The following is a 21,253-nucleotide window of genomic DNA, read 5'->3' as shown; positions in this document are numbered from 1 at the left end:
GCGGGAGCGCCGCCCATTCGGGCCGCATCAGCCGCCCCCCATGATCCGGGCGGTCCGGATCTCGACGGCCCGGACGCGCGCGACGTGCGCGGCCCAGAACCGGTTCGCGAGGAGCGTGACGGCCATCGGCGCCGCGCGGGGTTTCGATGCGGATGTCCGCGGGATGCCGGGACCGGCCGTCGCCGCGACCGCCGCGAGCGGCGACCCCATGGCGGCCAGCCGGTCGCGGGCGCGCCGGCAGTAATCGACGGAGCGCGGCGTCATGCGCTCCTCGCCGTGGCCAGCGCGATACTTGGCGAGGGCACGGCAGACGTCGCCGCCCGCGAGGCTCCAGGCCCGTGCGAGGTAGGCGACGCCGAAGCGGATGTTCGTGGCCGGGTCGAGAAGTTCCGCAGCCGGCCCGCGATGACCGAGCATTGCCGCCGTGGCCGGCCGGACCTGCATCAGCCCGAGTTCGCCGACCGTTCCGACCGCCCCGGCGTCGTAGCCGCTCTCGACGAACGCGACCGCCTCGGCGAGTGCGGGCGGGACCCCGCGTGCCGTCGCCTCCCGCAACAGGAGTTCGCCATAGGCGGTGCGACAGCGGGCCGTGGCGTTCCCGGGGGCCATGGCCGTCGCGGATGGTCCCGCGGTGCCCTCCGTCCCCTCCGCGGCGGCCGGCCCGGCGCCGGCAACCGCGGCGAGGCCGAGGAGGACGCCCAGGGCGCGAGGCACCGCGGCCGGGCGTGGGCGGTTCCGGCCGAATGCCACTACTTGGCTTTCTGGATGCGGGTGACGGCGATCGAACCGTTCACGCGGTCGGCCGAGAACCGCACCCGCTCGCCGGGCCTCAGGCCCTTGAGCATGGCCGGGTCCTGGACCTTGTAGGCCATCGTCATCGCGTCCATCCCGATGTTCGGGATGGTCTCGTGGTCGAGGGTCACCTTGCCCGCGGCGTCGTCGACCTTCTTGACGGTTCCGGCGACCAGCGGGGCGTTCGACGGCGCCGCCTGCGGAGCGGGCTGCGGGGCCGCCTTCTCCGCGGGGGGCGTTTCCGGCTGACCCTGGGGCGGGTCGCCCTTCGCTTGACGGTCCAACGGTCCCTCGCCCGACGGCGTCTGGTTCGGCTGCGGCCGGTAGCCGGCCTCGCGGCTGCGGACCTGCCACTGCTTCAGGGCGTCGATCTTCGCCTGCTGCTCGTCCTGGATCTTCTGCGCGATCTCGCGCAGCTGCCGGTCACCGCCGTAGTCGAGCTGCGTCTTGGCCAGGAACAGCGTCTCCTCGTAGCTGGCGATGAGCAGTTCGGCGAAGTCTCGGTCCGGGTCGCCGGTCAGCTTCGTGCCCCGGAAACGGTTCGCCATCGTTTCGCGCGCCCGCTCCAGCGCTGCGGGCGCGCCCTTGGCCGGCTGCGCGCCGGCATGCTGCGGGGTCGGGCCGACGAGCGCGGCCACGAGCGCGGTGGTCAGGATCAGGCGTCGCATGGTTGCTCCATCTCAGGGCTCCGAAGCCCTCGCGCGGGACCGGGCGGAAGCCGCGCCAGGGCTTCCCTCCAGGGCGCTACCTCGCCTTCTGGATCTTCGTGACGGTGTAGGCGCCGCCGGTCCCGTCGACGTCGAAGTCGACCTTGTCCCCGGCCTTGAGATCCTTGAGCATCGCGGGATCCTTGACGGGGTACGCCATCGTCATTGCGTCCATGTCGAGCTTCGGGATCGCCGCGTGGTCGAGCGTCACCTTGCCCGCCGCCGGGTCGACCTTCGTCACCGTCCCCTTCACGGACTGCGCCCATGCAGGCGCCGCGACCGCGAGGAAGGCCGCCGAAAGGACGGCGAGCGGGAACTTGCTTCTCATGGCTTCTTCTCCTCAGGTCGATTGAACCGCCACGCCGGCGCCGTTGAGGGGACTCGGCGACCGGCGCGGCGGACTTCGGACGGGATCGCTCCCGTTCCGAACGGGTTCGCCTGCCGCGCCCCTGGCGCTCCGGCAGGCCGTCTGGCGCGTTGCAGGCTTCCGCCTAGTGCTCGTGACCGCCCGAGTTCGCGGCCGTACGGCGCGTCCGCGGATCGACGACCTGCAGGTCGGTCTGGCGGGCGCGGCGGTCCTTCGGGGTGTTCGGCGCCCGGGCCGGCTCCGGCATCGGCTCGCCGGTCCACTCGTAGGCGAGAGTGCCTTCCGGGTGCTTGTACCAACCGGGGTCGCGGTAGTCGCCGGCCGCCAGCCCCGGGCGGACCTTCAGGACCGTGAACATCCCGCCCATTTCCACGGACCCGAACGGGCCCGTGCCGGTCATCATCGGCAGCGTGTTCTCGGGCAGCGGCATCTCCATCTCGGTCATCATGCCGCCGCCGGTGGACCCCATCGGCATGTACCCGGGGGCGATCTTCTGGATCTGCTTGGCCGTGCTCTTCAGGTTCACGCCGATGTAGGTCCGCACGTTGTGGCCCATGGCGTTCATGGTGTGGTGCGACTTGTGGCAGTGGATCGCCCAGTCGCCCGGGTTGTCGGCGTTGAACTCGATGGCGCGCATCTGCCCGACGGCGACGTCGACCGACACCTCCGGCAACTGGTAGCCCTCGTTGATCCAGCCGCCGTCCGTGCCGGTGACATGGAAGTCGACCCCGTGGACGTGGATCGGGTGGTTGGTCATGGTCAGGTTGCCGAAGCGCATCCGGACCTTGTCGCCCTGCCGGGCGACCATCGGGTCGATGCCCGGCCACACCCGGCTGTTGAAGCACCACATGTTCATGTTGAGCATCGTGTTGACCTTGGGCACGTACGACCCGGCCTCGATGTCGTAGGCGTTCAGCAGCCAGACGAAGTCGCGGTCGACCCGCCGCTCGGCCGGATCGCGCGGATGCACGACGAAGAAGCCCATCATGCCCATCGCCATCTGGACCATCTCGTCCGAGTGCGGGTGGTACATGAAGGTGCCGGAGCGCCGGAGGATGAACTCGTAGACGAAGGTCTTGCCCGGCGGGATGCCGGGTTGGGTCAGGCCGGCGACCCCGTCCATGCCGTTGGGCAGCGTCTGCCCGTGCCAGTGCACGGCGGTCGCCTCCGGAAGCCGGTTGGTGACGAAGATGCGGACCTTGTCGCCCTCGACCGCCTCGATGGTCGGACCGGGCGATTGCCCGTTGTAGCCCCAGAGCCGCGCGTCCATGCCGGGCGCCATCTCGCGCACGACCGGCTCGGCGATGAGGTGGAACTCCTTCCAGTCGCCGCGCATGCGCCAGGGCAGCGTCCAGCCGTTGAGCGTCACCACCGGTTGGTAGTCCGGCCCGCTCGTCGGATAGAGCGGCGGCTGCATGGTCGCCTTGTCCATGATCGGGGCCTCGGGCAGGCCCGCGGCCTGGACGCGTCCGCTGATCATCGACGTGCCGGCGAGCACGAGGCCGCCCGCTCCCAGGATCCCTCTGCGCGAGATGTCGGTCATGGTGTCTCTCCGAATGTCATGGGCGGCCGGGGTCCCGGACCTCAGCCGCCGGGCGTCGCGACGGCTAGGCTCGTGCCCGGGGTGCCTCCGGCGGCCTCGCCGCCGAAATTGCCCCCCGAGAACCCGCCGCCGACGGTCGCCGCCTTGAGGTCGGTCGCCGCGATCCAGAAGTCGCGCTGCGCCTCGATCGCCTGGATGTTGCTCAGGATCCTGGCCCGGGCGTCGACGATCAGCGTCGTGACGTCCAGCAGCATGCCGCTGTACTGGAGCAGGGCTTGGTCCTGGATCGTCCGCCGCAGGGGCAGGACGCTGGTCTGGTAATGCCGCGTGATGTCGTACTGGCCGCGATAGCGCTGGAACGCCTCGCGCACCTCGGAGCGGGCGTTGACTGCCCGCTCCGCGAGGCGGTTGGCGCTGGCGAGGTAGCTTTCCTGCGCGCCCCGCACGGCGGTGGCCCCGAAGTCGTAGATCGGGATGACGAGATCCGCCGAGAACCCGTTCAGGCTGGCCTTGTCGACCTTCGGGGCACCGCCCTCGCCCCCGGCGGTCCTCGACCGCGAGAACCGGTTCGCGAAGCCCGCGTCGAAGACGCTGACGAAGCCGCTGGCCTGGTTCAGCCCGAACTGCCCCACGAGCGATTGCAGCTCGAAGCGGGCGGCCTGCACGTCGGCCCGCTTGCTCATCGCCTCAGCCTCGATGGCGCGCCCGTCGACGAGCCTCCCGGGCAGGGGCGGCAGGCCGTTGGGCAGGCGGAAATCGATGTCCCGCCCCCAGAGACCGAGCAGTCGGGTCAGCCGCTCCCGTTCGGCGCGTTGCTGCACCCGCGCCTTGGCGAGCTGCGCGCCCAACTCGCTGTAGAAGGCGTGCTCGCGCGCCTGTTCCAGCTTGTTCAGCGCGCCCGTCTCGCCCAGCTGCTTGGCCAGCGTCGAGGCGGATTCCGCGCCGGCCAGCGCCTGTTCGAGGAAGGCGGTCGCCTGGTTGGCCGCGACGGTCCGGTAGAATTGCCGGCGCGCCTCGCCCCCGAGCCGCAGGACCTGCTCCGCCGCGTTGTACTGGTCGGCCGTGAACCGCTGCCGCGCGATCTCGGCGCGCACCGGGAGCGTCGCCAACTCCAGCACGCTGGCGGCGACGGCGCGCTCGATCTCCGTGTTGAAACCCAATCCCCACTGCGTGATCGAGAGGCGCGGCGAGGGCGGCAGCGTGGCCTGCACGTACTGCGCCTCGGAGACGCCGAGGTCGTTGAAGGCGGCCTGCAAGCCCCGGTTTCTCAGGAGCGCGACCTGCACCGCGCCATCGGCGGTCAGGGGACGGCGCAGCAACGCGTCCACGCGCGCGTCCGCGCTCGGCGCGACGCCCTGGTCGTCCGCCTTCACGATGTCCTTGCGCAGTGCGAGCGCCGCGTAGCCGCCGGCCACGGAGAGGCCCGCGTCCGGCGAGAAGCTCGCGCAGCCTGCCAAGGCGAGGCCGAGGCCGGTGACGCTCGCGGCCACGCGCACGAACCGCCCCCGGACGGCCTCGTCCGGCGGACGCGCGGTCGTACCGGCGTGTCCCGGCGCGGTCGTCGTGCCACTCATGTCCGGTAGTCCGGCGCCGCCGCCCGTTTCGTTACAGCGACGGGCCATCACCGCCCCCCCGAATCGCGCTTGCCGCCCATGCCGGGCATCCCGTCCATGCCCGGCATGCCCCCCATCCCGCCGGACCCGGCCCTCGGCGCGACCTGACGATTGAGCTCGCGCCAATCCTTCGGGTCGACGACGCCGAAGTCCTTCACGCCCTGCGTGACCTTGGCGTAGCGGGACGGCCGCACCGGGATGTCCGGCTCCGAGGGTAGGACCAGCCCGGCGGGAACGGCGGCGGGCAAGCAGCCGGCGAGCGGCAGGACCGCCGCGAGCGCGACCGGTCTCGGCAACTTGAACATCTTGGAATTCCCGAATTGAGGCGGACGGCCGAAGGCAAGCCCAGGCGCGGCACGGGCCGCGGGTCCGGCGGCGACGGCGTCGCGCCCGGCGAAGGCGTCGGCTCGTTGGAGGTGTGCGAGGCCGTCCCGTCTGAGCGGCCAAGGGCGGGCGCTAGATCCGCCCGCGCGTCACGCTTGGCGCCTCGGCGGCCGCTCGATCCGTAGCGGATGCGCGTCGACGGCTCCGTCCACCTGGACGATCAGGACCCGCTCCGACGCATGAGATTCCAGGGCGATGCTTGCCCATGGCAGGGTGGGAAGCGCGGCTTGGCACGCGAGCGGGCAGCATGTCGCCGGGCAGGGAGGATGCTCGGGGCGATGCCGATGGCCGGGGCACCCTTCGTCGGCGGCCGCCGCCGGCACGGCGAGGGAAATCCCGCGTATCCCAGCCTCGTCCGGCTCGTTCCGGCTTCCCAAGGCACCGGCGACGTGCGCGAGGGGCGTCGCCGCGGCGGCGGCCATGTGGCGGTGAGCCATCGACTGCCGGCCCATCGTGCACGGCGCCGCCGGCGCGATGGCCAAGGCCAACGCGAGTACGGCAAGCAGCAATGCGCGCACGACATTCACTGATCAGGGCCCCTGCCTAATCTTCGCGGACATTCTCACGCCTGGGTGGAAGCTGCAATCCGTGGCGCTGAACCGATGTCCCACAAACTCAGCGTGTTGGAAGTTCGCCACATGCCGGTGTCGACGGCGAAGTCGCACGCCGGGGATTGACCGCAACGCCGGTTCCGGAAGCTCCGTGGCGTTCATGCGAGGGGCGTTGGCGCTACCCGGGCCGGGTATCGCCGCGGCACGTCCGTCAATGAGCGTGTTCGTGCGGTGCGGAGGGAGCGTCCGGCGCCGGGCGCGTCTCTACCTTGCCCGCGGCGGCATCGGGCGTGGTCGGGGCGTCCGCGGTCTCGTGGTCGTCGCCATGGTCGTGGCCATGGTCGTGGGGATGGCCGCCGCTTGCGGGGTGGACGTGGTCGCCCGATCTCGGGAGCGCCATGACGCCCAGGCCGTAGCGGTAGACGTTCTCGCCGCCGAGCCAGCCCGTGACCGCGAGGGCCCCGGAACCTCCGGCGAGGAGCGCCAGCAGCACGACGCCCGCGCCGGCGACCTTCCGGCGCTCCAGCCAGGCGACGCCGGCGGCGGCGAGGAACACGAGCGCGGTGGCGATGGCCCAGCGAAGGTGGACGGTCATGTTCGCGTGCGAGGCCGCGTCGTGGGCGACCGTGTTGTACGCCGACCAACCCGTGGCGAGGGTCGCGACCGTGACGGCCGCGCCGATCGCGAGGTTCCATCGGGCGGCGGCCGTGAGCGCGCCCCCCGATGCCGCTGTCCTGAACAGGGTCGCCGCGGCAAAGAGGACGCTGGCCGTGATGAGTAGGGCGACCGTGAAATGGACCGCGACCGGATGCCAGTTCGGGATCACCTCGATCATGATCGTACTCCTGGGAAGACGTCGAAGGCGGTCCGGGCCGGCTTCTGGCCCGGACCGCCCCCGGTGGGGGAAAAGCGATGGCGCCGAACGCCGCACCGGGACGAGCTCGCCGTCGTCCCAGGTTCGGAGACCGCCATCTCGGCGGCGCTCTTGGCAGACCTGTCCATGCGAAGGGACAGCGCGGGCGGCGAGGCTCCGGAGGCGTCCCGCCCGGCCCGTGGCGTAGGGCCCGGCGAGGTCTAAGATCGGGGCATAGGCTTGGCAATTATGCCCGGCACATGCCTGCGCTCCCGGGCATGCCGCGAGCGCTGTAACCTTTCGGCGGCCGTCTGCGGATTGTTCTCCGAGCGGCGCGGCCGATCATGCGTCACCTTCGGCCGACGAGCCGCAGGGCTCGGATCGCCGTAGGACACGCTCCTGCAGGATGGTGCTGCGGTCTTGGGGACACGGCGGGGTGGCGGACCATGCGACGTATCACCGGCATCCGCTCAGCGGCTACGAACCGGCCCGCCTAGTCCCGGTGCTGCAGGCGGAGGAGGAACTGCGCGGGCTGCTCATCGCCAGCCTTGCGGGCAGCGCGGCCGACTACCGACGCTTCCTGGGGCGGCTCGGGTCGCACCTGCGCGCGTATTACAAGGGCAAGCTAACCCGCTCCGGCCGTCCCGACACCGAGGCGGAGGATCTCGTCCAGGAGACGCTGATGGTGATCCACGTCCGGCGGCACACCTATGACGTCACGCAGCCGGTGACGCCGTGGATCCACGCCATCGCCCGCTACAAGCTCATCGACCATCTTCGGCGTACGCGTGCGGCCGCGGCCGACGTCCCGGTCGAGGATGCCGGCGTGCTGGTGGCTCGCGACGATCATGTCGCGGCGGAGAGTTCGCTCGACGTCGAGCGCCTCCTGGCGCACCTGCCGCCCAAGATGAGGAACGCGATCCTGTCGACGAAGGTCGAGGGCCTGAGCGCCGCCGAGGCGGCCGAACGCGCCGGGATGTCCGAGACCGCGATCAAGGTGAGCGTCCACCGCGGCCTGAAGACCCTGGCCAATCTCGTGGGAGGCAAGGCCAGATGAAGACCGACGAGCTGATCGGCCTGCTGGGCGCCAGCTTAGAGCGCGAACCGGTCGGCGCCCCCTGGATGACCCGCCGGCTCGCGCTGGCGGTCGCGGTCGGCGCGACGGCCGCGCTGTGCCTGGCGCTGGCGTTTCTGGGCCTGCGTCCCGGCCTGACCGAGGTCCGGCCGCTCCTGTTCCTCGCCTTCAAGTTCTCGTTCGCGGCCGCGGTCGGGGGTCTCGCGCTCCGGTATCTCCTCAGGGCGGCCAGGCCCGGCGGTGAGAGCCGCGTCCATCTCGGGGTCGCCGCCTTGCCGTTCCTCGTGGTCGCGGCGCTGGCGTGCGTGAGCCTCTTGATGACGCCGACCGAACATTGGCACGGCGTGGTATCCGGTCACACCTGGCTCGAATGCCTCATCTCGATTCCCGTGATCGCCGTCGTGCCGTTCGCCGTCGTCACGTGGGCGGTTCGACGGTTCGGCGCGCCGACGGATCTCGTGCGGGCGGGTGCCCTGGTCGGCCTCTCCGCGGGAGCCGTGAGCGCGCTCGGCTATTCGCTGCACTGCATGGACGACACCGTACCGTTCGTCGCCGTCTGGTACGGGGGGACGATCGCGATGTGCACGCTCGTCGGAGCGCTCCTGGGGCCACGCCTCCTTCGCTGGTAGCGAGCCGGTTCGGAACAACCTCCGGATCGCCTCGCGGGGTTCGAGGGGCGACGCGACTGTTTCGGCGCCTGTCGCCGGCCGACGCTTCATGACGCGGGCCCCGCCGCGGTATCGCCGTGGATGGGATCCGGAAAGACGACGGGCATGACCCCCCGCCCGGCCGCGCGAGGCAAACCGGGCGCCGCGCATCCCGCAATGGCTTGCAGGATCGTCCCTCCGGGTGAGCGAGGCGCCACGCCGGGCGACCCCGACCTAACCCTACGAAGGTTCGCAGCGCGCTGTAACGGTACGTCCAAGACATCCGGACTTGAAGACAAGGAGCGGCAAGCTTCTCATCAGGTCAAAGGGTTCCGCCGTGAAAAGCAAGATCATGCCCGCCTTCGCAGGAATCGCCATGCTCGCCGGACTGCCGGGTCACGCCCTCGCGGGGTGGATGGACAACGTCCCACCCCGTTTTTTGCCCCAGACGCATCGATCGCAACGGACCGCACCGCCTCAGGTCGAAGCTCCGGACTTCGGCCTGACGACCGGATCGATCATCGCGGTGCCCCGCCGCCCTGCCGCCGGTCGGTCGGCGTCCCCCGCCCGACACTTCTGAACCTCCCGCGCGGTCCGAACCGCCGGACCGGCCGATCGGGGTCGTGCGGGGTGGGGTTTGGCGCACCGCCCAACTCCGCCCACCGCGCACAGGGCCAAGAATGCGGTGGGTTTCCCAGATGCCCGGACAGCGCGCGCGCGGAGGCCGGGGGGCGGGACCCTGCGCCCTGGCGATGGGCGGCCAGCGCGACAGCCCGAGGATGACGACCGGCTCACGCCGGCGACGCACGCGACCGCTCCCTCCATCGGCCGCCTTCCACATGGCGCGCTCGGAAGAGGGCCGCTCCACCGTCCCGAGAGGGTACCAGGGGACCGAAGGCGTCGACGCGGCTTCCATGGCGGCCTCGATCCGGCCTCTCGCCGCCGGTCGGCGACGCCATGGCACGCGAGGCGGACCGCGCCATCGCACGGTCCGGCGGGCCCGACGGGGAACGGGTCCCCGAGACGCCCACCCGGCGAGGTCGGTCGGCGGATCGGCCGCCCGACCAAACGGAACCTTGACCTTCCAGACGTGGGACGCGCCGTCTCCCTTCACACTGGCCTTCCGCCCGGATCGAAAAGCTGGCATCGTTCCGGAGTGACGTTCTTGATCGCCCTTCGGCGACTGTTGCCGCTCCTGGCGGTGCTCAGTCTCGCCCTGACGCCGGTGGCCGCTCCCGCGGCCGCCGCAGGGATGCGTGCGTTCACGATGGCGCAAGCCGCGCCTGGGACGACCGCGGCCATCGCCCATGCCGGGACGGAGGGTATGGACGCGGGCGACGCGGACATGGCCGACATGCCGTGCTGCCCGCCCGGAAAGACGGCGCAACCCGACTGCGCCAAGGCCGGTTGTCCGCTGCTGGCGCTCTGCCTCGCCAGCGTCGTCTCCCTCCCGCCGAGCGCGGCGTCCGTCCCGGCCCCGGTGGCGACGCGAACGAGCCGGGTGTGGCCTGATGCGGCGTCCTTCGCCAGCGTATCCGGCCGCCCGTTACCCGAGCCCCCCCGAGCCTGAGCCCGATGCCGCCGGCGTGAGCGCCGGCACGACGCCGCGCGTCCGCGCGTGGCCATCCATCGCGTTCAGGAGACGAAACCCGTGACCAAGTACCCCTTCGCGCGCGCTCTTGGTGCCGCGCTGCTCGGTGCCGCCCTGTCGGTCCCGGCCCGGCCGGCGCTCGCCGGCATCGAGGACTACGCCTTCGAGCTGACCCGGACGGAGGCGAAGGTCGGCGAGACCGTCCTCTCGGTTCACCTCATGGACAAGCGCACCGGCAAGCCCGTTCCGGACGCGGTGATCTTCGCCAAGCGCATCGACATGGCGCCCGACAGCATGGACGAGATGACCTCGACGATCGAGCAGGTCCCATCGACGGAGCCTGGCCTCTACCGCTTCAAGGCGAAGCTCACGATGGCCGGGGGCTGGCGGCTCTCGCTGGGGGCGAAGGTCCAGGGCGAAACCGGCACCGTCGAGGACAGGCTCGTCTTCCGGGCGGTCAAGTGAGCCGCTCGGCATGGCTCGCCGGGATCCTCGCCGCGTCGGCGGCGGGGGGCACCGGGTTCTGGGCGGGGCGTGATGGCAGCCCCGTTCCGGTCCTCGTCGAGCGCGCACGGACCGAATTCGCCCATTGGCTTCCGACCGGCATGCCGGGTCCGCGGGCACCGGCGCCGGCGAAGGTCACGGGTCCGGTGGTCTACTACCAGGATCCGGATGGGAAGCCGGTCTACTCCGCGTCGCCGAGAACGACTGCGGCGGGGCACGACTTCCGGGCGGTTCGGGCCAGCGAGGACGTGCGCTTCGACCAGGCACGAGAGAGCGAGACGACATCCCCCGACATGGCCGGCCACGACGTGACCGGGCACGGCATGGCGGCGCATGGGACGGCGGCGGCCGGGAAGCCCGACGGGGGCACGCGCAAGGTGCTCTACTACCGCAACCCGATGGGCCTGCCGGACACCTCGACGACCCCGAAGAAGGATTCGATGGGGATGGACTACATCCCCGTCTACGCGGGCGAGGACGAGGGCGGCGACGTCGTGACCGTCTCCCCCGGCAAGGTCCAGCGGACCGGCGTCCGGACCGAGACCGCGGAGCGGCGGGTCGTCGCCGAACCCGTGCGGGTGCCGGGCACCGTCGCCCTCGACGAGCGCCGCGTCACGGTCATCGCGACCCGGTCGGACGCGTACGTCGACCATGTCGAGGACGTCACCACCGGCGACCGCGTCCGCAAGGGCCAGCCGCTGGTCCACGTCTACTCGCCCGAGATCAACGCGGCGGCCGCGCAGCTCATCGCCAATCCCGGCTTCGACGGAGCCCGGCGACGCCTGCAGAACCTCAACGTCTCCGAGGCGGTCATCGACGAGATGGAGCGCACCCGGAAGGTGCCGATGGCCATCACCTGGTCGTCCGCCAGGGACGGCGTGGTGCTGCAGCGCTCGGCCGTCGAGGGCATGAAGGCCGCGGCCGGCGACACCCTGTTCCGGATCGGCGACATCTCGGCCGTATGGGTGCTGGCCGACGTGCCCGAGCGCGACCTCGCCGGGGTGCGCGTGGGGCAGGCCGTGACCGTGCGCCTCCGCTCGGCGCCGGGACGGACCTTCTCGGGCAAGGTCGGCGTCATCTACCCGCAGGTGAACCCGGACACCCGCACCACGCGGGTCCGCATCGAGCTGCCGAACCCGGACGGCGCGCTGCTGCCGGACATGTACGCCGACGTCGAGATCGCCTCGGGAACGGGCAAGCCCGTCGTGGCGGTGCCCGACGACGCGGTCATCGACACCGGCGCATGGCAAGTGGTGCTACTCGACAGGGGCGCAGGCCGCTTCGAGCCGCGCGAGGTCAAGGTCGGGGTTCGCGGCACCGGCTTCGTCGAGATCCGCGACGGCGTCGCCGCCGGCGACCGGGTGGTCACGGCGGCGAACTTCCTGATCGACGCCGAGAGCAACCTGAAGGCGGCGCTGAAGTCCATGGCGTCCCCGAAGGCGGATGACCGGCAGGCGGCGAATGTGGAGGGCAAGCCATGATCGCGCGCCTGATCGGCTGGTCGGCCCGCAACCTCGTGCTGGTGTTGGTCGGGACCGTGTTCGCGGTCGCGACCGGCGTCATGGCGCTCAGGACGCTGCCGCTCGACGCCATCCCCGACCTCTCGGACGTGCAGGCCATCGTCTACACCGAGTATCCGGGGCAGGCGCCGCAGGTGGTGGAGGACCAGGTCACCTACCCGCTGACCACCGCCATGCTGACGGTGCCGAAGGCGAAGGTGGTGCGCGGCTTCTCGTTCTTCGGGGTCAGCTTCGTCTACGTCATCTTCGAGGACGGCACCGACCCGTACTGGGGCCGCTCCCGGGTGCTGGAATACCTCAACGGGGCGGCGAACCGGCTTCCCGCGGGGGTGACGCCGACGCTGGGCCCCGACGCGACCGGCGTGGGCTGGGTCTACCAGTACGTGGTGGTGGCGCGTGAGCGCACGCTCGCCGAGCTCCGCTCGCTGCAGGACTGGGTCGTCCGCTTCGGCGCCTCGCGCGCCGAGGGCGTGGCCGAGGTCGCGGGCGTCGGCGGCTTCGTGAAGCAGTACAACGTCGTGGCCGACCCGAACCGCCTGCGCGCGCAGGGCATCAGCCTGAACAAGCTCCGGGACGCCATCCGGGCGAGCAACGCCGACGTCGGGGGCCGCACGGTCGAGCTCTCCGAATTCGAGTTCATGGTGCGCGGCCGCGGCTACCTCAGGGGCGTCGCCGACATCGAGGACGTCGTGCTGAAGACCTCCGGCGGCACGCCGCTGCGGGTCCGGGACGTCGCCCGGGTCGAACTCGGCCCCGACGAGCGCCGCGGTCTCGCCGAGCTGAACGGCGAGGGCGAGGTCGCCGGCGGCATCGTCCTCCAACGCTTCGGCGCGAACGCCCTGACCGTCATCGAGAACGCGAAGGCGAAGCTCGCGGAGGTCGTCAAGAGCCTGCCGGCCGGCACGGAGATCCTGCCGGTCTACGACCGCTCGCGGCTCATCGAGGCGGCCATCGAGACGCTGCGGGGCACGCTGGTCGAGGAGAGCGTCGTCGTCTCCCTCGTGTGCGTCGTGTTCCTGCTCCACGTGCGGAGCGCGCTGGTGGCCATCCTGATGCTGCCGGTCGGCATCCTGATGGCCTTCGCGGGGATGAAGGCGCTCGGGATCGGCGCCAACATCATGTCGCTGGGCGGCATCGCCATCGCGGTCGGCGCCATGATCGACGCCGCCATCGTCATGATCGAGAACGCCCACAAGCACCTGGAGCGGGCGCCGCCGGACAGGCCCCGGGTCGAGATCCTGGTCGAGGCCGCCGCCGAGGTCGGGCCGTCGCTGTTCTTCTCGCTCCTCATCGTCACCGTGAGCTTCCTGCCGATCTTCACCCTGGAGGGCGAGGAGGGGCGCCTGTTCGGGCCGCTCGCCGTCACCAAGACCTTCGCCATGGCGGCGGCCGCGATCCTGTCGGTGACCCTGGTGCCGGCGCTCATGGTGCTGTTCGTGCGCGGGCGCATCGTGCCGGAGCATCGCAACCCCGTGAACCGGCTCCTGATCTGGCTGTACCGGCCGCTCATCGCCGGCGTGCTGCGGGCGCGCATCCTCACGATCCTGCTCGCCCTGGGTGTCCTGGCGGCGACGGTCTGGCCGGCGCGCCAGCTCGGATCGGAGTTCATGCCGGAACTCGACGAGGGCACGCTGATGTACATGCCGACGACGTTGCCGGGCATCTCGGTGACCAAGGCCGCAGAGCTGCTGGCGACCCAGGACCGGATCATCAAGTCCTTCCCGGAGGTCGCCTCGGTCTACGGCAAGGCGGGCCGCGCCAACACGGCGACCGACCCGGCGCCGATGGAGATGGCCGAGACCATCATCAGCCTCAAGCCGAAGGCGGAGTGGCGCCCGGGCGTGACCTTGGCCAGCCTCAAGGCCGAGATGGACCGGGCGCTGCAGTTCCCGGGCGTGTCAAACGCCTGGACGCAGCCGATCCGCGCCCGGATCGACATGCTCTCGACCGGCATCCGGACGCCGGTCGGCATCAAGGTGCTCGGGACCGATTTCGGCACCATGGAGAAGGTCGCCCGCCAGGTCGAGGCGGTGGTGCGCGACGTGCCGGGCACGTCGAGCGCCTACGCCGAGCGGGTCGTCGGCGGCTACTTCCTCGACATCGCGCCGGACCGCGAGGCGCTCGGGCGCTACGGACTGACGGTCGGGGACGTGCAGGACGTCGTCGCGACCGCGCTCGGCGGCCAGGCCGTGACGACCACGGTCGAGGGGCGCGAGCGCTACACCGTCAACGTGCGCTACCCGCGCGCCTTCCGCTCGGACCCGAGGGCCATCGCCGACGAGGTGCAGGTGCCCCTTCCGGCGGGGGGGACGGTCCCCCTGCGCGAGGTGGCGAAGGTCGAGCTCACCCGGGGGCCGACCTCGATCCGCACCGAGAACGGGCAGCTCGCGGTCTACATCTTCGTCGACCTCACGGGGCGCGACCTCGGCGGCTACGTGGCCGACGCGCGGGCCGCGGTCGACGGCGAGGTCACGCTGCCTCCGGGCACGACGCTGCAGTGGAGCGGGCAGTACGAGTATTTGGAGCGCGCCGCGGCGCGTCTCAGGATCGTCGTGCCGCTGACGCTGCTGGTCGTGTTCCTTCTGCTCTACCTCAACTTCCGGCGCCTGACCGAGACGCTGATCGTCATGCTGTCGCTGCCGTTCGCGCTCGTCGGTGGCGTCTGGCTGATGTGGTGGATGGGCTTCAACATGTCGGTGGCCGTGGCGGTCGGCTTCATCGCCCTGGCAGGGGTCGCGGCGGAGACCGGCGTGATCATGCTGGTCTACCTCGACCATGCCTGGGACGAGGTCCGGGCCGGGCGCGCCCGCGAGGGACGCCCGCTCACGGGCGAGGATCTGAGGCGGGCCATCATGATCGGCGCGGTCGAGCGGGTGCGGCCGAAGATGATGACGGTGGTCGCCATCATGGCGGGGCTCCTGCCCATCCTCTGGAGCACCGGCTCGGGCTCCGAGGTCATGCAGCGCATCGCCGTGCCGATGATCGGCGGCATGGTCTCCTCGACCGTGCTGACCCTCGTCGTGATCCCGGCCGTCTATGCATGGGTGAAAGGGCGCGGGTTGCCGCAGGCCGTCGAGGCGGCCGGAGAAGGTGCCCGGATGCCCCTGGCGGCCGAATGAGCGAACAACGGGAGCGGATGATGAAGTCTGACACGATGCCATCCCGGCGAGCCGTGCTCGTGGGCCTGGCGGCGGGCCTGACCGTCGGTCGATCCGGAACGGCACAGGGCCTGCCGACCGTCGCCGTGACGAAGGACCCGAGTTGCGGGTGCTGCGCGAAGTGGGTGGACCACCTGCGCCAGGCCGGCTTCATGGTGACGGTGACCGAGGGGCCCGTGACCGCGGTCAAGGCGCGTCTCGGCGTGCCGCGGGACCTCGCCTCCTGCCACACCGCCCTCGTCGATGGCTACGTGGTCGAGGGACACGTCCCGGCCGACGCCATCAAGCGATTGTTGGCCGAGCGCCCGAACGGAACCGGCCTGGCCGTTCCGGGCATGCCGGCCGGCTCGCCCGGCATGGAGGTCGAGGGCAGGGATCCCGGCACCTACGCGGTGATCCTGTTCGGACCCGAGGGGCGAGACACCTTCGCCCGTTATCGTGGCGGCGAACCGGCCTGAGCGCGGCCGACGTGCGGGCGGTCGCCGTCGCCGTCCACGTTTGTGAACGGTTGTCGCGCCGCCGCGCAAGAGCCGACGCCCCGCCTCGTGCCCGGACATCCCCCGAAGGCGGGCCTGGCGTGGGCGGGAACCCGGTTCACAGCCTCGTCCCGACGGCATGAAGATCGGAGTGGCGAAGGGGGCGCCGCAACGCTAGGACTCAGGGGATCCGAGAGAGTTTCGTCACAACCATGAATCGCGCAAGCCTCATCGGGGTCGCTTTGCACTATTTGACGCAACTGAGGATGTCGGTCGGGCACCGCAATAGTCTCAACCTACAAGACGTCAACGTCCATGCGGAAGCGTTCTTTCGAGATTTTCTGAACTTGGTGTTTGAATATAAGCTGAAGAACATAAACATAGTAGAAAGGAACGCGCGAGCTATCGATTTGGGCGACGAGGACGAACGGATCGCCATCCAGGTGACGTCGACGTCGGAGTTGGACAAGATCAAGCACACCCATAAGGGCTTCGTGGCGAGCGGCCTCGACGGCAAATACGACCGCCTGGTCGTTCTCATCATCGGAGAGAAGCGCAGGTACCGGGAGCCGTCCCTAGGCGGCGACGGCGTGTTCAGCATGTCCCTGGCGGAGGACGTCTGGGACATTCCCGAGCTCCTGAGGAAGGTCGGCGACCTTCGCTTGGACAGGCTTGAGCGCTGCTGCGAGTTCCTGCGCGACGAGTTGAAGATCCCCGAGCCCCGGCAGTCCAACGAGGTTGGTACCCTGATCCGCCTGATCGAGGTTCTCAGCGCCGCCGAGGAAGGGATCTCGGTCGGCGACAACCGGGAGGACCCCGATCCCGACAGGAAGATCCGCGACCGATTCGCGGATCACGCCGCCTTCCTCGAACAGCAGTACGTCGACTTGCACGAGATATATGGACGGGCGCTCGCGGAAGTGAACAGGCATACCGACCTCGGGCACGTGCGTGTGCGCAAGCTCCAGGTCTACCTCATGAATTGGAGCGACCGCGTCCTGACGGAAAATGGAGGCGATCCCAAAGCCGCCCTCGATGCGCTGACCGAAAAGGTCCTTCGGATGATGGGCACCAGCGCCGTCGCGTTCGACGATTGCGCCATTCGATATTACCTTGTCGATCAGCTGATTGCCTGCAACGTGTTCCCGAACAAGCGCGCGCTCGATGCCTAGCATCTTCCTCAAGGACGAGGCACTCGACAAGTCTCCGGCCATCGTCGGCTTCGAGATCGCGCGGTACATCAGGCAGTCGGGCAAGGGTCGCGTCAGTATCTTCGACGTGGTGGAGCGCTTCAAACGCGAGAGTTGGTTCGCGTGGAACTCGTTCTTTTATGGCATCACCTTCCTATACGCCGTTGGCCTGATCGATTTCGAAGAACCATACCTGATCGTCCGTGATGTTGATTGAGCGTCTCTACACCGAGCCCGCGACCATCGATCCCATCGTCTTCACGGCAGGGGTCAATGTGATCCTGGGTGAGAGCGACGTGACCAGCTCCAAGAACAACGGCGTCGGCAAGTCGCTCTCCATCGAATTCTTGAACTTCGCCTTGCTCAAACGCAAAACGGAAAGTCGCGTGGCGAGGATCCCGAAGGAGAGCTTCGATCCGCGCACCCTCATCTGCGTCGACTTCCGGCTGCACGGGATCGGCTACACCATCAAGAGATCGCTCGAAGAGGCGGAGCACCCGCGGATCATCGTCGACGGGCGCGAGACGGTCTACGCCAAGCTCAAGGATGCGACCGATTTCCTGACGGGAAGGCTGTTCCCCGACCAGGATGAGCAGGTCGGGTTCCGGGAGATCCTGGGGCCGCTGATCCGGGACGAGCGATCCGAGTTCAAGTCGATTGTGGGCTGCTTCGACACCAAGGCCCGGATACCGGACAACTACGCGCCGCACCTCATGCTCCTCGGCATCGACCTCGGCATCTACCGTGCCATCAAGGGCATACAGAAGGAACTCGACGCCATCGCCATTGAGGAGGCTCGCATCAAGGACAGCGTCAGGCTCGTCCGCCAGAAGGATCTGGATGACGCCCGGTCCGACCTCAACGCCCTCGACGAGGAGGTCGAGACGATCCGGCAAGGCATCGATGCCCTGGAGAACGCCCCGGCCTACGACATCGTGAAGGGCGAGATCCTCGATATCGAAGACCGGATGTCGGACCTGCGCCGCAGCAAGGACGTGCTGGTCCAGCGCGCTGCGAATCTGGCGCCGATTGCCCTGGAGCCCGGCATAGACAGCGGCGAGATCCGCGACTTCTACGACCAGCTTCGTGCCGGCCTGGGAACCAGCATCGTCCGCGAACTCGCGGAGGTGATTACTTTCAAGTCCAAGATCGAGCAGTTCCAGCGCCACCTGCTGGACGAGAAGTCGAGGGTGGTGGACGTCGAGATCCGGAACCTCAACAAGCAGCTCGCCGAACTCGATAGGCGGTATGCAAAGCTGGTGGCGGTTCTCGACCAGAAAGGGCAGCTGCGCAACCTACGCCAGACCTATGCCTCCTTCCAGGCAAAGAGCGATGAACTTGGACAGCTCAAGGGCTTCTTCAGCCGTTACGACCAACTGCTAATCGAACGTCAGACCAAGAAGTCCGAGATCGAGGCCGAAAGGCTGGCATTGCAGGCCAGCATCTCTGCCGCCGGGGACCGGCTGCGGTCCTTCGAGCGGACGATCCTTGCCATTCATCAGTTCATCCAGGGCAACCGCAAGGCTTCCTTCGAGGTGCGAACCACCCCCAGGAAGCACGTCGTCGATATCGTCCTGCGGATCGACGATGACGGCAGTCATAGCGTGGAGAGGGAAAAGGTCTTCATCTACGACATCGCGCTGCTGCTCAACGAGTACACGAAATCCCGCCACCCCGGGTTGCTGGTTCACGATAATATCTTCGACGTCGACGACGACACCCTGCGAAAGAGCTTGGAGTTCATCCTCACTCGGGCACGACTCGACGAGAACCAGCAGTACATCCTGACGCTCAATGTCGACCGCATCGAGCATGCACGGGAGGAGATATGGTATTACGAGCTTGAGCAGAGCGTCGTGGCATCTTTCACCAAAAGCAATCGCTTTCTCAAGGCGCACTACCAAGAGGTTGGCCGGGAGTGATCGCTCGGGCCAGGTCCCGGCTCACCGCGATGCCCGTCGACCAAGGGTCCAAGCGCACGCGCGCAGGCCGATGGACATGATGCTTCAGGGTCGAGCGATGGCACCACGCCAAGCGTCGCCGCACCGGTCGATGATGTCGAGGATCGACCGGCTTCAGCGTCACGACGGCCATGCCGCCTGCGGCGAACGCGCTCCAGCCCGATGCGCAGCGCTCCCCGACCCTTGACCTTCCCACCATGGGAAGCCCCATCTGAAGGTGACGCGTCATAGGGAGAGCGTCATGCATCGTTTCAAGGTCGACAAGATGGGCTGCGGAGGTTGCGTCAAGTCCGTGACCCGGGCCATCATCGACATCGAGCCGGACGCCCAGGTCGCGGTGGACCTCGGGGCCAAGCTCGTGACCGTGTCCGGCGCCGTCGGGCCGGCAGACCGCATCGCACGGGCCGTCGCCGCCGCCGGCTACCCGGCCGAGCAGGTACGCGCGACCGCGTGATGGGACGCGCCGGCAACCAAATGCGGATGCAGGCATTCTCGTCCCAAGTGAGACTTCGTCGCGGCATTCGAGATCGGGGTTAGCGGCCGGGATGGCTTTCAAGCGGCATGTGGTGCGCTCGATAGCGGCGATGATCCTCGCGATCATCGCCTACGTCGCGCCGTACGCCGTCGAGGCCCACGATGGCCATGTCCACTGCGGTCACAATCGGCGCGCGGCGGCAATGGTCGATGCGAAGGCACCGCTTGCTGGGCCAGCGCTGGCAACCTCGCTGCACGTCCCAGGGCTCACGGGAAGGCTTCGCGGTGCGCCACGTCTCGGGACGCTGCCGGTTCGGGCGACGGCCTCGCTCAAAGCCGCCGATGCCGACGAGGGTTGCTGCCCCGGCGCCTGCAAGCGCTGCCGCTGCGGGACGGCCGTTTGTGGCACCCTCGGTATTCCCGCCGCCCCGACATCCTTGTCGGCCCCCCTCTTCAAGGCCGTCGTGATGGTCCCGGACGACGTCGCGGGGCACGAGGGCGCAGGCCCCGAGGCGCTTCGCAAGCCGCCACGAACCGTCGCGTGAGGTGATGCGCGCCTGAGGCGCGCAACGCCTGAGGTGCGCCCGCGGCCACGGCCTGCGCCCGTTTCCTCGCCGTCGAGACCGCCCCCCCCGTCGATCTGTCCAATCGCCGCCTCAAGAGCGGCGGCGTCGCTTCGGGTCGCCCCGCGGGACGCGCCGAACCGCGAGGTCGGAAGGGCGGCATCCCATCGGGTCGTTCGTGGTCGGGCGGTCCCCGCGCCGGGACCGGTCCACGATGGCCGCGGGACCGTCGTTCCAAACGTGAACGTCACCGCGAAAGATTTTCGTCTCTCGCGTTGAACAAGATGTCAGTTCACTATCTTTATGACTGCGCTGTGCTGAGCAATAAAATCGCTTCTTAGCGTAAAGCTCAGTTTACCGAACAGTATAAACCGCCTTGATGGAGATTAAAAATGCATACGATGTCGAACGAGATGCAGTCCTGCATCGATGAGTGTCTGCGCTGCTATCAGACCTGCATCGGCATGGCCTCGAACCACTGCCTTCCGGCCGGCGGCAAGCACGTTGAGCCGGCGCATTTCCGGCTGATGTTAGCCTGTGCGGAGACGTGCCGGACCTCGGCTCACTTGATGCTGATCGGCACCCCCGAGCACAAGCATACCTGCCGCGCCTGCGCCGAGGTGTGCGAGGCCTGCGCCAGGAGCTGCGAGCAGGTCGGCGACATGCAGGACTGCGTCGAGCAGTGCCGGCGATGCGCCGAGAGCTGCCGCAAGATGGCCGCCTGAGCCAATCGGGGCGGCCGGCGACGGCTGCCGCTTCCACCAGATGAGAGGAGGCAACCATGCTCTTTCGTAACCTCGTCCTTGCCGCGGCCATGGCGTTCGCCGGCGCCGGAGCGGCCGTCGCGGCCGACCATGACCACGATCACGACCACGGCTCGATGCAATCCGCCGTGAGGCTGCCGGAAGCGTGCAAGGCGGCCTCGGCGGGCAAGGAGGCGATGGCGAAGGACATGCAGGCGCACATGACCCAGACCATGCAGGGCATGGGCGGTCAGATGACCGAGACCCAGAAGGGCCTGCAGCGGGCGATGATGTCGATGAACGGCCCGATGATGCAGGGGATGATGGCGGGCGATCCCGACGTCGCGTGGGTCTGCGCGATGATCCCCCACCACCAGGGCGCCATCGACATGGCCCGAGCGGCGCTGAAGGGCGCCGACAACGCCGAGAGCAAGCGCCTCGCCGAGAAGACCATCGGCGAGCAGGAGAAGAGCATCCAGGAGCTCGTCGCCTGGCTCGACAAGAACGCGAAGAAGGAAGGCAACCGGTAAGGCGCCGCGCG

General features: G+C 69.3%; 22 protein-coding genes. 15 read left to right on the top strand and 7 right to left on the bottom strand.

Features of this window, described 5'->3' with window-relative positions; all coding sequences use genetic code 11:
* Positions 1-27: 27 nt before the first annotated feature.
* The 6 genes from ME121_RS01220 to ME121_RS01195 form a co-directional block, all read right to left on the bottom strand.
* Entirely contained in the window at positions 28-750 is a 723-nt protein-coding gene (locus ME121_RS01220) for a transglycosylase SLT domain-containing protein (protein WP_059408104.1), read from the bottom strand.
* Entirely contained in the window at positions 750-1,460 is a 711-nt protein-coding gene (locus tag ME121_RS01215; RefSeq protein ID WP_059408102.1) for a copper-binding protein, read from the bottom strand. Before ME121_RS01215 ends, ME121_RS01220 begins: the two co-directional genes overlap by 1 nt.
* 76 nt (positions 1,461-1,536) lie before the next feature.
* A complete protein-coding gene (locus ME121_RS01210) occupies positions 1,537-1,827 on the bottom strand; it encodes a copper-binding protein (RefSeq protein ID WP_059408100.1) in 291 nt (96 codons plus the stop codon).
* A gap of 163 nt (positions 1,828-1,990) precedes the next feature.
* Entirely contained in the window at positions 1,991-3,409 is a 1,419-nt protein-coding gene (locus tag ME121_RS01205) for a multicopper oxidase family protein (RefSeq protein ID WP_059408099.1), read from the bottom strand.
* Positions 3,410-3,450: 41 nt separating this feature from the next.
* On the bottom strand, positions 3,451-4,983 hold the full coding sequence (locus ME121_RS01200; protein ID WP_059408097.1) for a TolC family protein: 1,533 nt from the start codon (positions 4,981-4,983) through the stop codon (positions 3,451-3,453).
* Positions 4,984-5,030: 47 nt separating this feature from the next.
* On the bottom strand, positions 5,031-5,327 hold the full coding sequence (locus tag ME121_RS01195) for a hypothetical protein (protein ID WP_059408095.1): 297 nt from the start codon (positions 5,325-5,327) through the stop codon (positions 5,031-5,033).
* 357 nt (positions 5,328-5,684) lie between these two features.
* Between ME121_RS01195 and ME121_RS33075 the strand changes: the two genes are divergently transcribed.
* Entirely contained in the window at positions 5,685-5,936 is a 252-nt protein-coding gene (locus tag ME121_RS33075) for a hypothetical protein (protein ID WP_408902546.1), read from the top strand.
* 232 nt (positions 5,937-6,168) lie between these two features.
* Here ME121_RS33075 and ME121_RS01185 read toward each other — a convergent pair whose 3' ends face one another.
* A complete protein-coding gene (locus tag ME121_RS01185) occupies positions 6,169-6,792 on the bottom strand; it encodes a DUF2231 domain-containing protein (protein ID WP_059408091.1) in 624 nt (207 codons plus the stop codon).
* A 520-nt stretch (positions 6,793-7,312) separates the two neighbouring features.
* On the opposite strand from ME121_RS01185, the gene ME121_RS01180 reads away from it, so the two are divergent.
* The 14 genes from ME121_RS01180 to ME121_RS01120 all read left to right on the top strand — a co-directional run bounded on the left by ME121_RS01180 (position 7,313) and on the right by ME121_RS01120 (position 21,242).
* Positions 7,313-7,867: a sigma-70 family RNA polymerase sigma factor gene (locus ME121_RS01180; protein WP_059408284.1), complete on the top strand. Its 555-nt coding sequence runs from the start codon at positions 7,313-7,315 to the stop codon at positions 7,865-7,867.
* A complete protein-coding gene (locus tag ME121_RS01175) occupies positions 7,864-8,514 on the top strand; it encodes an NrsF family protein (RefSeq protein WP_059408089.1) in 651 nt (216 codons plus the stop codon). The genes ME121_RS01180 and ME121_RS01175 overlap by 4 nt, the downstream gene beginning before the upstream one ends.
* 1,174 nt (positions 8,515-9,688) lie before the next feature.
* Positions 9,689-10,102 (top strand): hypothetical protein, encoded by a 414-nt coding sequence (locus ME121_RS01170; RefSeq protein WP_059408088.1) that lies wholly within the window; start codon positions 9,689-9,691, stop codon positions 10,100-10,102.
* 81 nt (positions 10,103-10,183) lie between these two features.
* Positions 10,184-10,588, top strand: coding sequence for a FixH family protein (locus ME121_RS01165; protein ID WP_059408086.1), 405 nt, complete (start codon positions 10,184-10,186; stop codon positions 10,586-10,588).
* Positions 10,585-12,108 carry an efflux RND transporter periplasmic adaptor subunit gene (locus ME121_RS01160; RefSeq protein WP_059408084.1) on the top strand — a complete coding sequence of 508 codons (1,524 nt, stop codon included), beginning with the start codon at positions 10,585-10,587 and terminating at the stop codon, positions 12,106-12,108. The genes ME121_RS01165 and ME121_RS01160 overlap by 4 nt, the downstream gene beginning before the upstream one ends.
* Positions 12,105-15,266 carry an efflux RND transporter permease subunit gene (locus ME121_RS01155; RefSeq protein ID WP_059408083.1) on the top strand — a complete coding sequence of 1,054 codons (3,162 nt, stop codon included), beginning with the start codon at positions 12,105-12,107 and terminating at the stop codon, positions 15,264-15,266. Before ME121_RS01160 ends, ME121_RS01155 begins: the two co-directional genes overlap by 4 nt.
* Positions 15,267-15,286: 20 nt before the next feature.
* Positions 15,287-15,763 (top strand): DUF411 domain-containing protein, encoded by a 477-nt coding sequence (locus tag ME121_RS01150; protein WP_059408081.1) that lies wholly within the window; start codon positions 15,287-15,289, stop codon positions 15,761-15,763.
* A 230-nt stretch (positions 15,764-15,993) separates the two neighbouring features.
* Positions 15,994-16,953, top strand: coding sequence for an SMEK domain-containing protein (locus ME121_RS01145; protein WP_059408080.1), 960 nt, complete (start codon positions 15,994-15,996; stop codon positions 16,951-16,953).
* Positions 16,946-17,188: a hypothetical protein gene (locus ME121_RS01140; protein WP_059408078.1), complete on the top strand. Its 243-nt coding sequence runs from the start codon at positions 16,946-16,948 to the stop codon at positions 17,186-17,188. The genes ME121_RS01145 and ME121_RS01140 overlap by 8 nt, the downstream gene beginning before the upstream one ends.
* On the top strand, positions 17,178-18,893 hold the full coding sequence (locus ME121_RS01135) for a DUF2326 domain-containing protein (RefSeq protein WP_059408076.1): 1,716 nt from the start codon (positions 17,178-17,180) through the stop codon (positions 18,891-18,893). Before ME121_RS01140 ends, ME121_RS01135 begins: the two co-directional genes overlap by 11 nt.
* Before the next feature lie 280 nt (positions 18,894-19,173).
* Entirely contained in the window at positions 19,174-19,386 is a 213-nt protein-coding gene (locus ME121_RS01130; protein ID WP_059408075.1) for a heavy-metal-associated domain-containing protein, read from the top strand.
* Between the two features lie 91 nt (positions 19,387-19,477).
* The gene (locus tag ME121_RS33070; protein ID WP_491892815.1) at positions 19,478-19,951 is read left to right on the top strand and encodes a hypothetical protein; all 474 of its coding nucleotides are present in this window, start codon (positions 19,478-19,480) and stop codon (positions 19,949-19,951) included.
* Between the two features lie 410 nt (positions 19,952-20,361).
* Entirely contained in the window at positions 20,362-20,694 is a 333-nt protein-coding gene (locus tag ME121_RS01125; RefSeq protein WP_059408073.1) for a four-helix bundle copper-binding protein, read from the top strand.
* A gap of 56 nt (positions 20,695-20,750) precedes the next feature.
* Entirely contained in the window at positions 20,751-21,242 is a 492-nt protein-coding gene (locus tag ME121_RS01120; protein ID WP_059408071.1) for a DUF305 domain-containing protein, read from the top strand.
* Positions 21,243-21,253 lie beyond the last annotated feature (11 nt).

Source organism: Methylobacterium sp. ME121 (genome assembly GCF_000974725.1).
Classification (GTDB): Bacteria; Pseudomonadota; Alphaproteobacteria; order Rhizobiales; family Beijerinckiaceae; genus Methylobacterium; species Methylobacterium radiotolerans.
The sequence above is the reverse complement of the archived record's forward strand: the minus strand, read 5'-3'. Positions and strand labels throughout refer to the sequence as shown.

Bases quoted from the DNA above. Each gene is read 5' to 3' on its own strand.
- ME121_RS01210 (WP_059408100.1), bottom strand. From the start codon at position 1,827: ATGAGAAGCAAGTTCCCGCTCGCCGTCCTTTCGGCGGCCTTCCTCGCG.
- ME121_RS01215 (WP_059408102.1), bottom strand. From the start codon at position 1,460: ATGCGACGCCTGATCCTGACCACCGCGCTCGTGGCCGCGCTCGTCGGC.
- ME121_RS33075 (WP_408902546.1), top strand. From the start codon at position 5,685: ATGCCGATGGCCGGGGCACCCTTCGTCGGCGGCCGCCGCCGGCACGGC.
- ME121_RS01120 (WP_059408071.1), top strand. From the start codon at position 20,751: ATGCTCTTTCGTAACCTCGTCCTTGCCGCGGCCATGGCGTTCGCCGGC.
- ME121_RS01185 (WP_059408091.1), bottom strand. From the start codon at position 6,792: ATGATCGAGGTGATCCCGAACTGGCATCCGGTCGCGGTCCATTTCACG.
- ME121_RS01125 (WP_059408073.1), top strand. From the start codon at position 20,362: ATGCATACGATGTCGAACGAGATGCAGTCCTGCATCGATGAGTGTCTG.
- ME121_RS01130 (WP_059408075.1), top strand. From the start codon at position 19,174: ATGCATCGTTTCAAGGTCGACAAGATGGGCTGCGGAGGTTGCGTCAAG.
- ME121_RS01150 (WP_059408081.1), top strand. From the start codon at position 15,287: ATGAAGTCTGACACGATGCCATCCCGGCGAGCCGTGCTCGTGGGCCTG.
- ME121_RS01195 (WP_059408095.1), bottom strand. From the start codon at position 5,327: ATGTTCAAGTTGCCGAGACCGGTCGCGCTCGCGGCGGTCCTGCCGCTC.
- ME121_RS01135 (WP_059408076.1), top strand. From the start codon at position 17,178: ATGTTGATTGAGCGTCTCTACACCGAGCCCGCGACCATCGATCCCATC.
- ME121_RS01175 (WP_059408089.1), top strand. From the start codon at position 7,864: ATGAAGACCGACGAGCTGATCGGCCTGCTGGGCGCCAGCTTAGAGCGC.
- ME121_RS01145 (WP_059408080.1), top strand. From the start codon at position 15,994: ATGAATCGCGCAAGCCTCATCGGGGTCGCTTTGCACTATTTGACGCAA.
- ME121_RS33070 (WP_491892815.1), top strand. From the start codon at position 19,478: ATGGCTTTCAAGCGGCATGTGGTGCGCTCGATAGCGGCGATGATCCTC.
- ME121_RS01140 (WP_059408078.1), top strand. From the start codon at position 16,946: ATGCCTAGCATCTTCCTCAAGGACGAGGCACTCGACAAGTCTCCGGCC.
- ME121_RS01205 (WP_059408099.1), bottom strand. From the start codon at position 3,409: ATGACCGACATCTCGCGCAGAGGGATCCTGGGAGCGGGCGGCCTCGTG.
- ME121_RS01155 (WP_059408083.1), top strand. From the start codon at position 12,105: ATGATCGCGCGCCTGATCGGCTGGTCGGCCCGCAACCTCGTGCTGGTG.
- ME121_RS01200 (WP_059408097.1), bottom strand. From the start codon at position 4,983: ATGAGTGGCACGACGACCGCGCCGGGACACGCCGGTACGACCGCGCGT.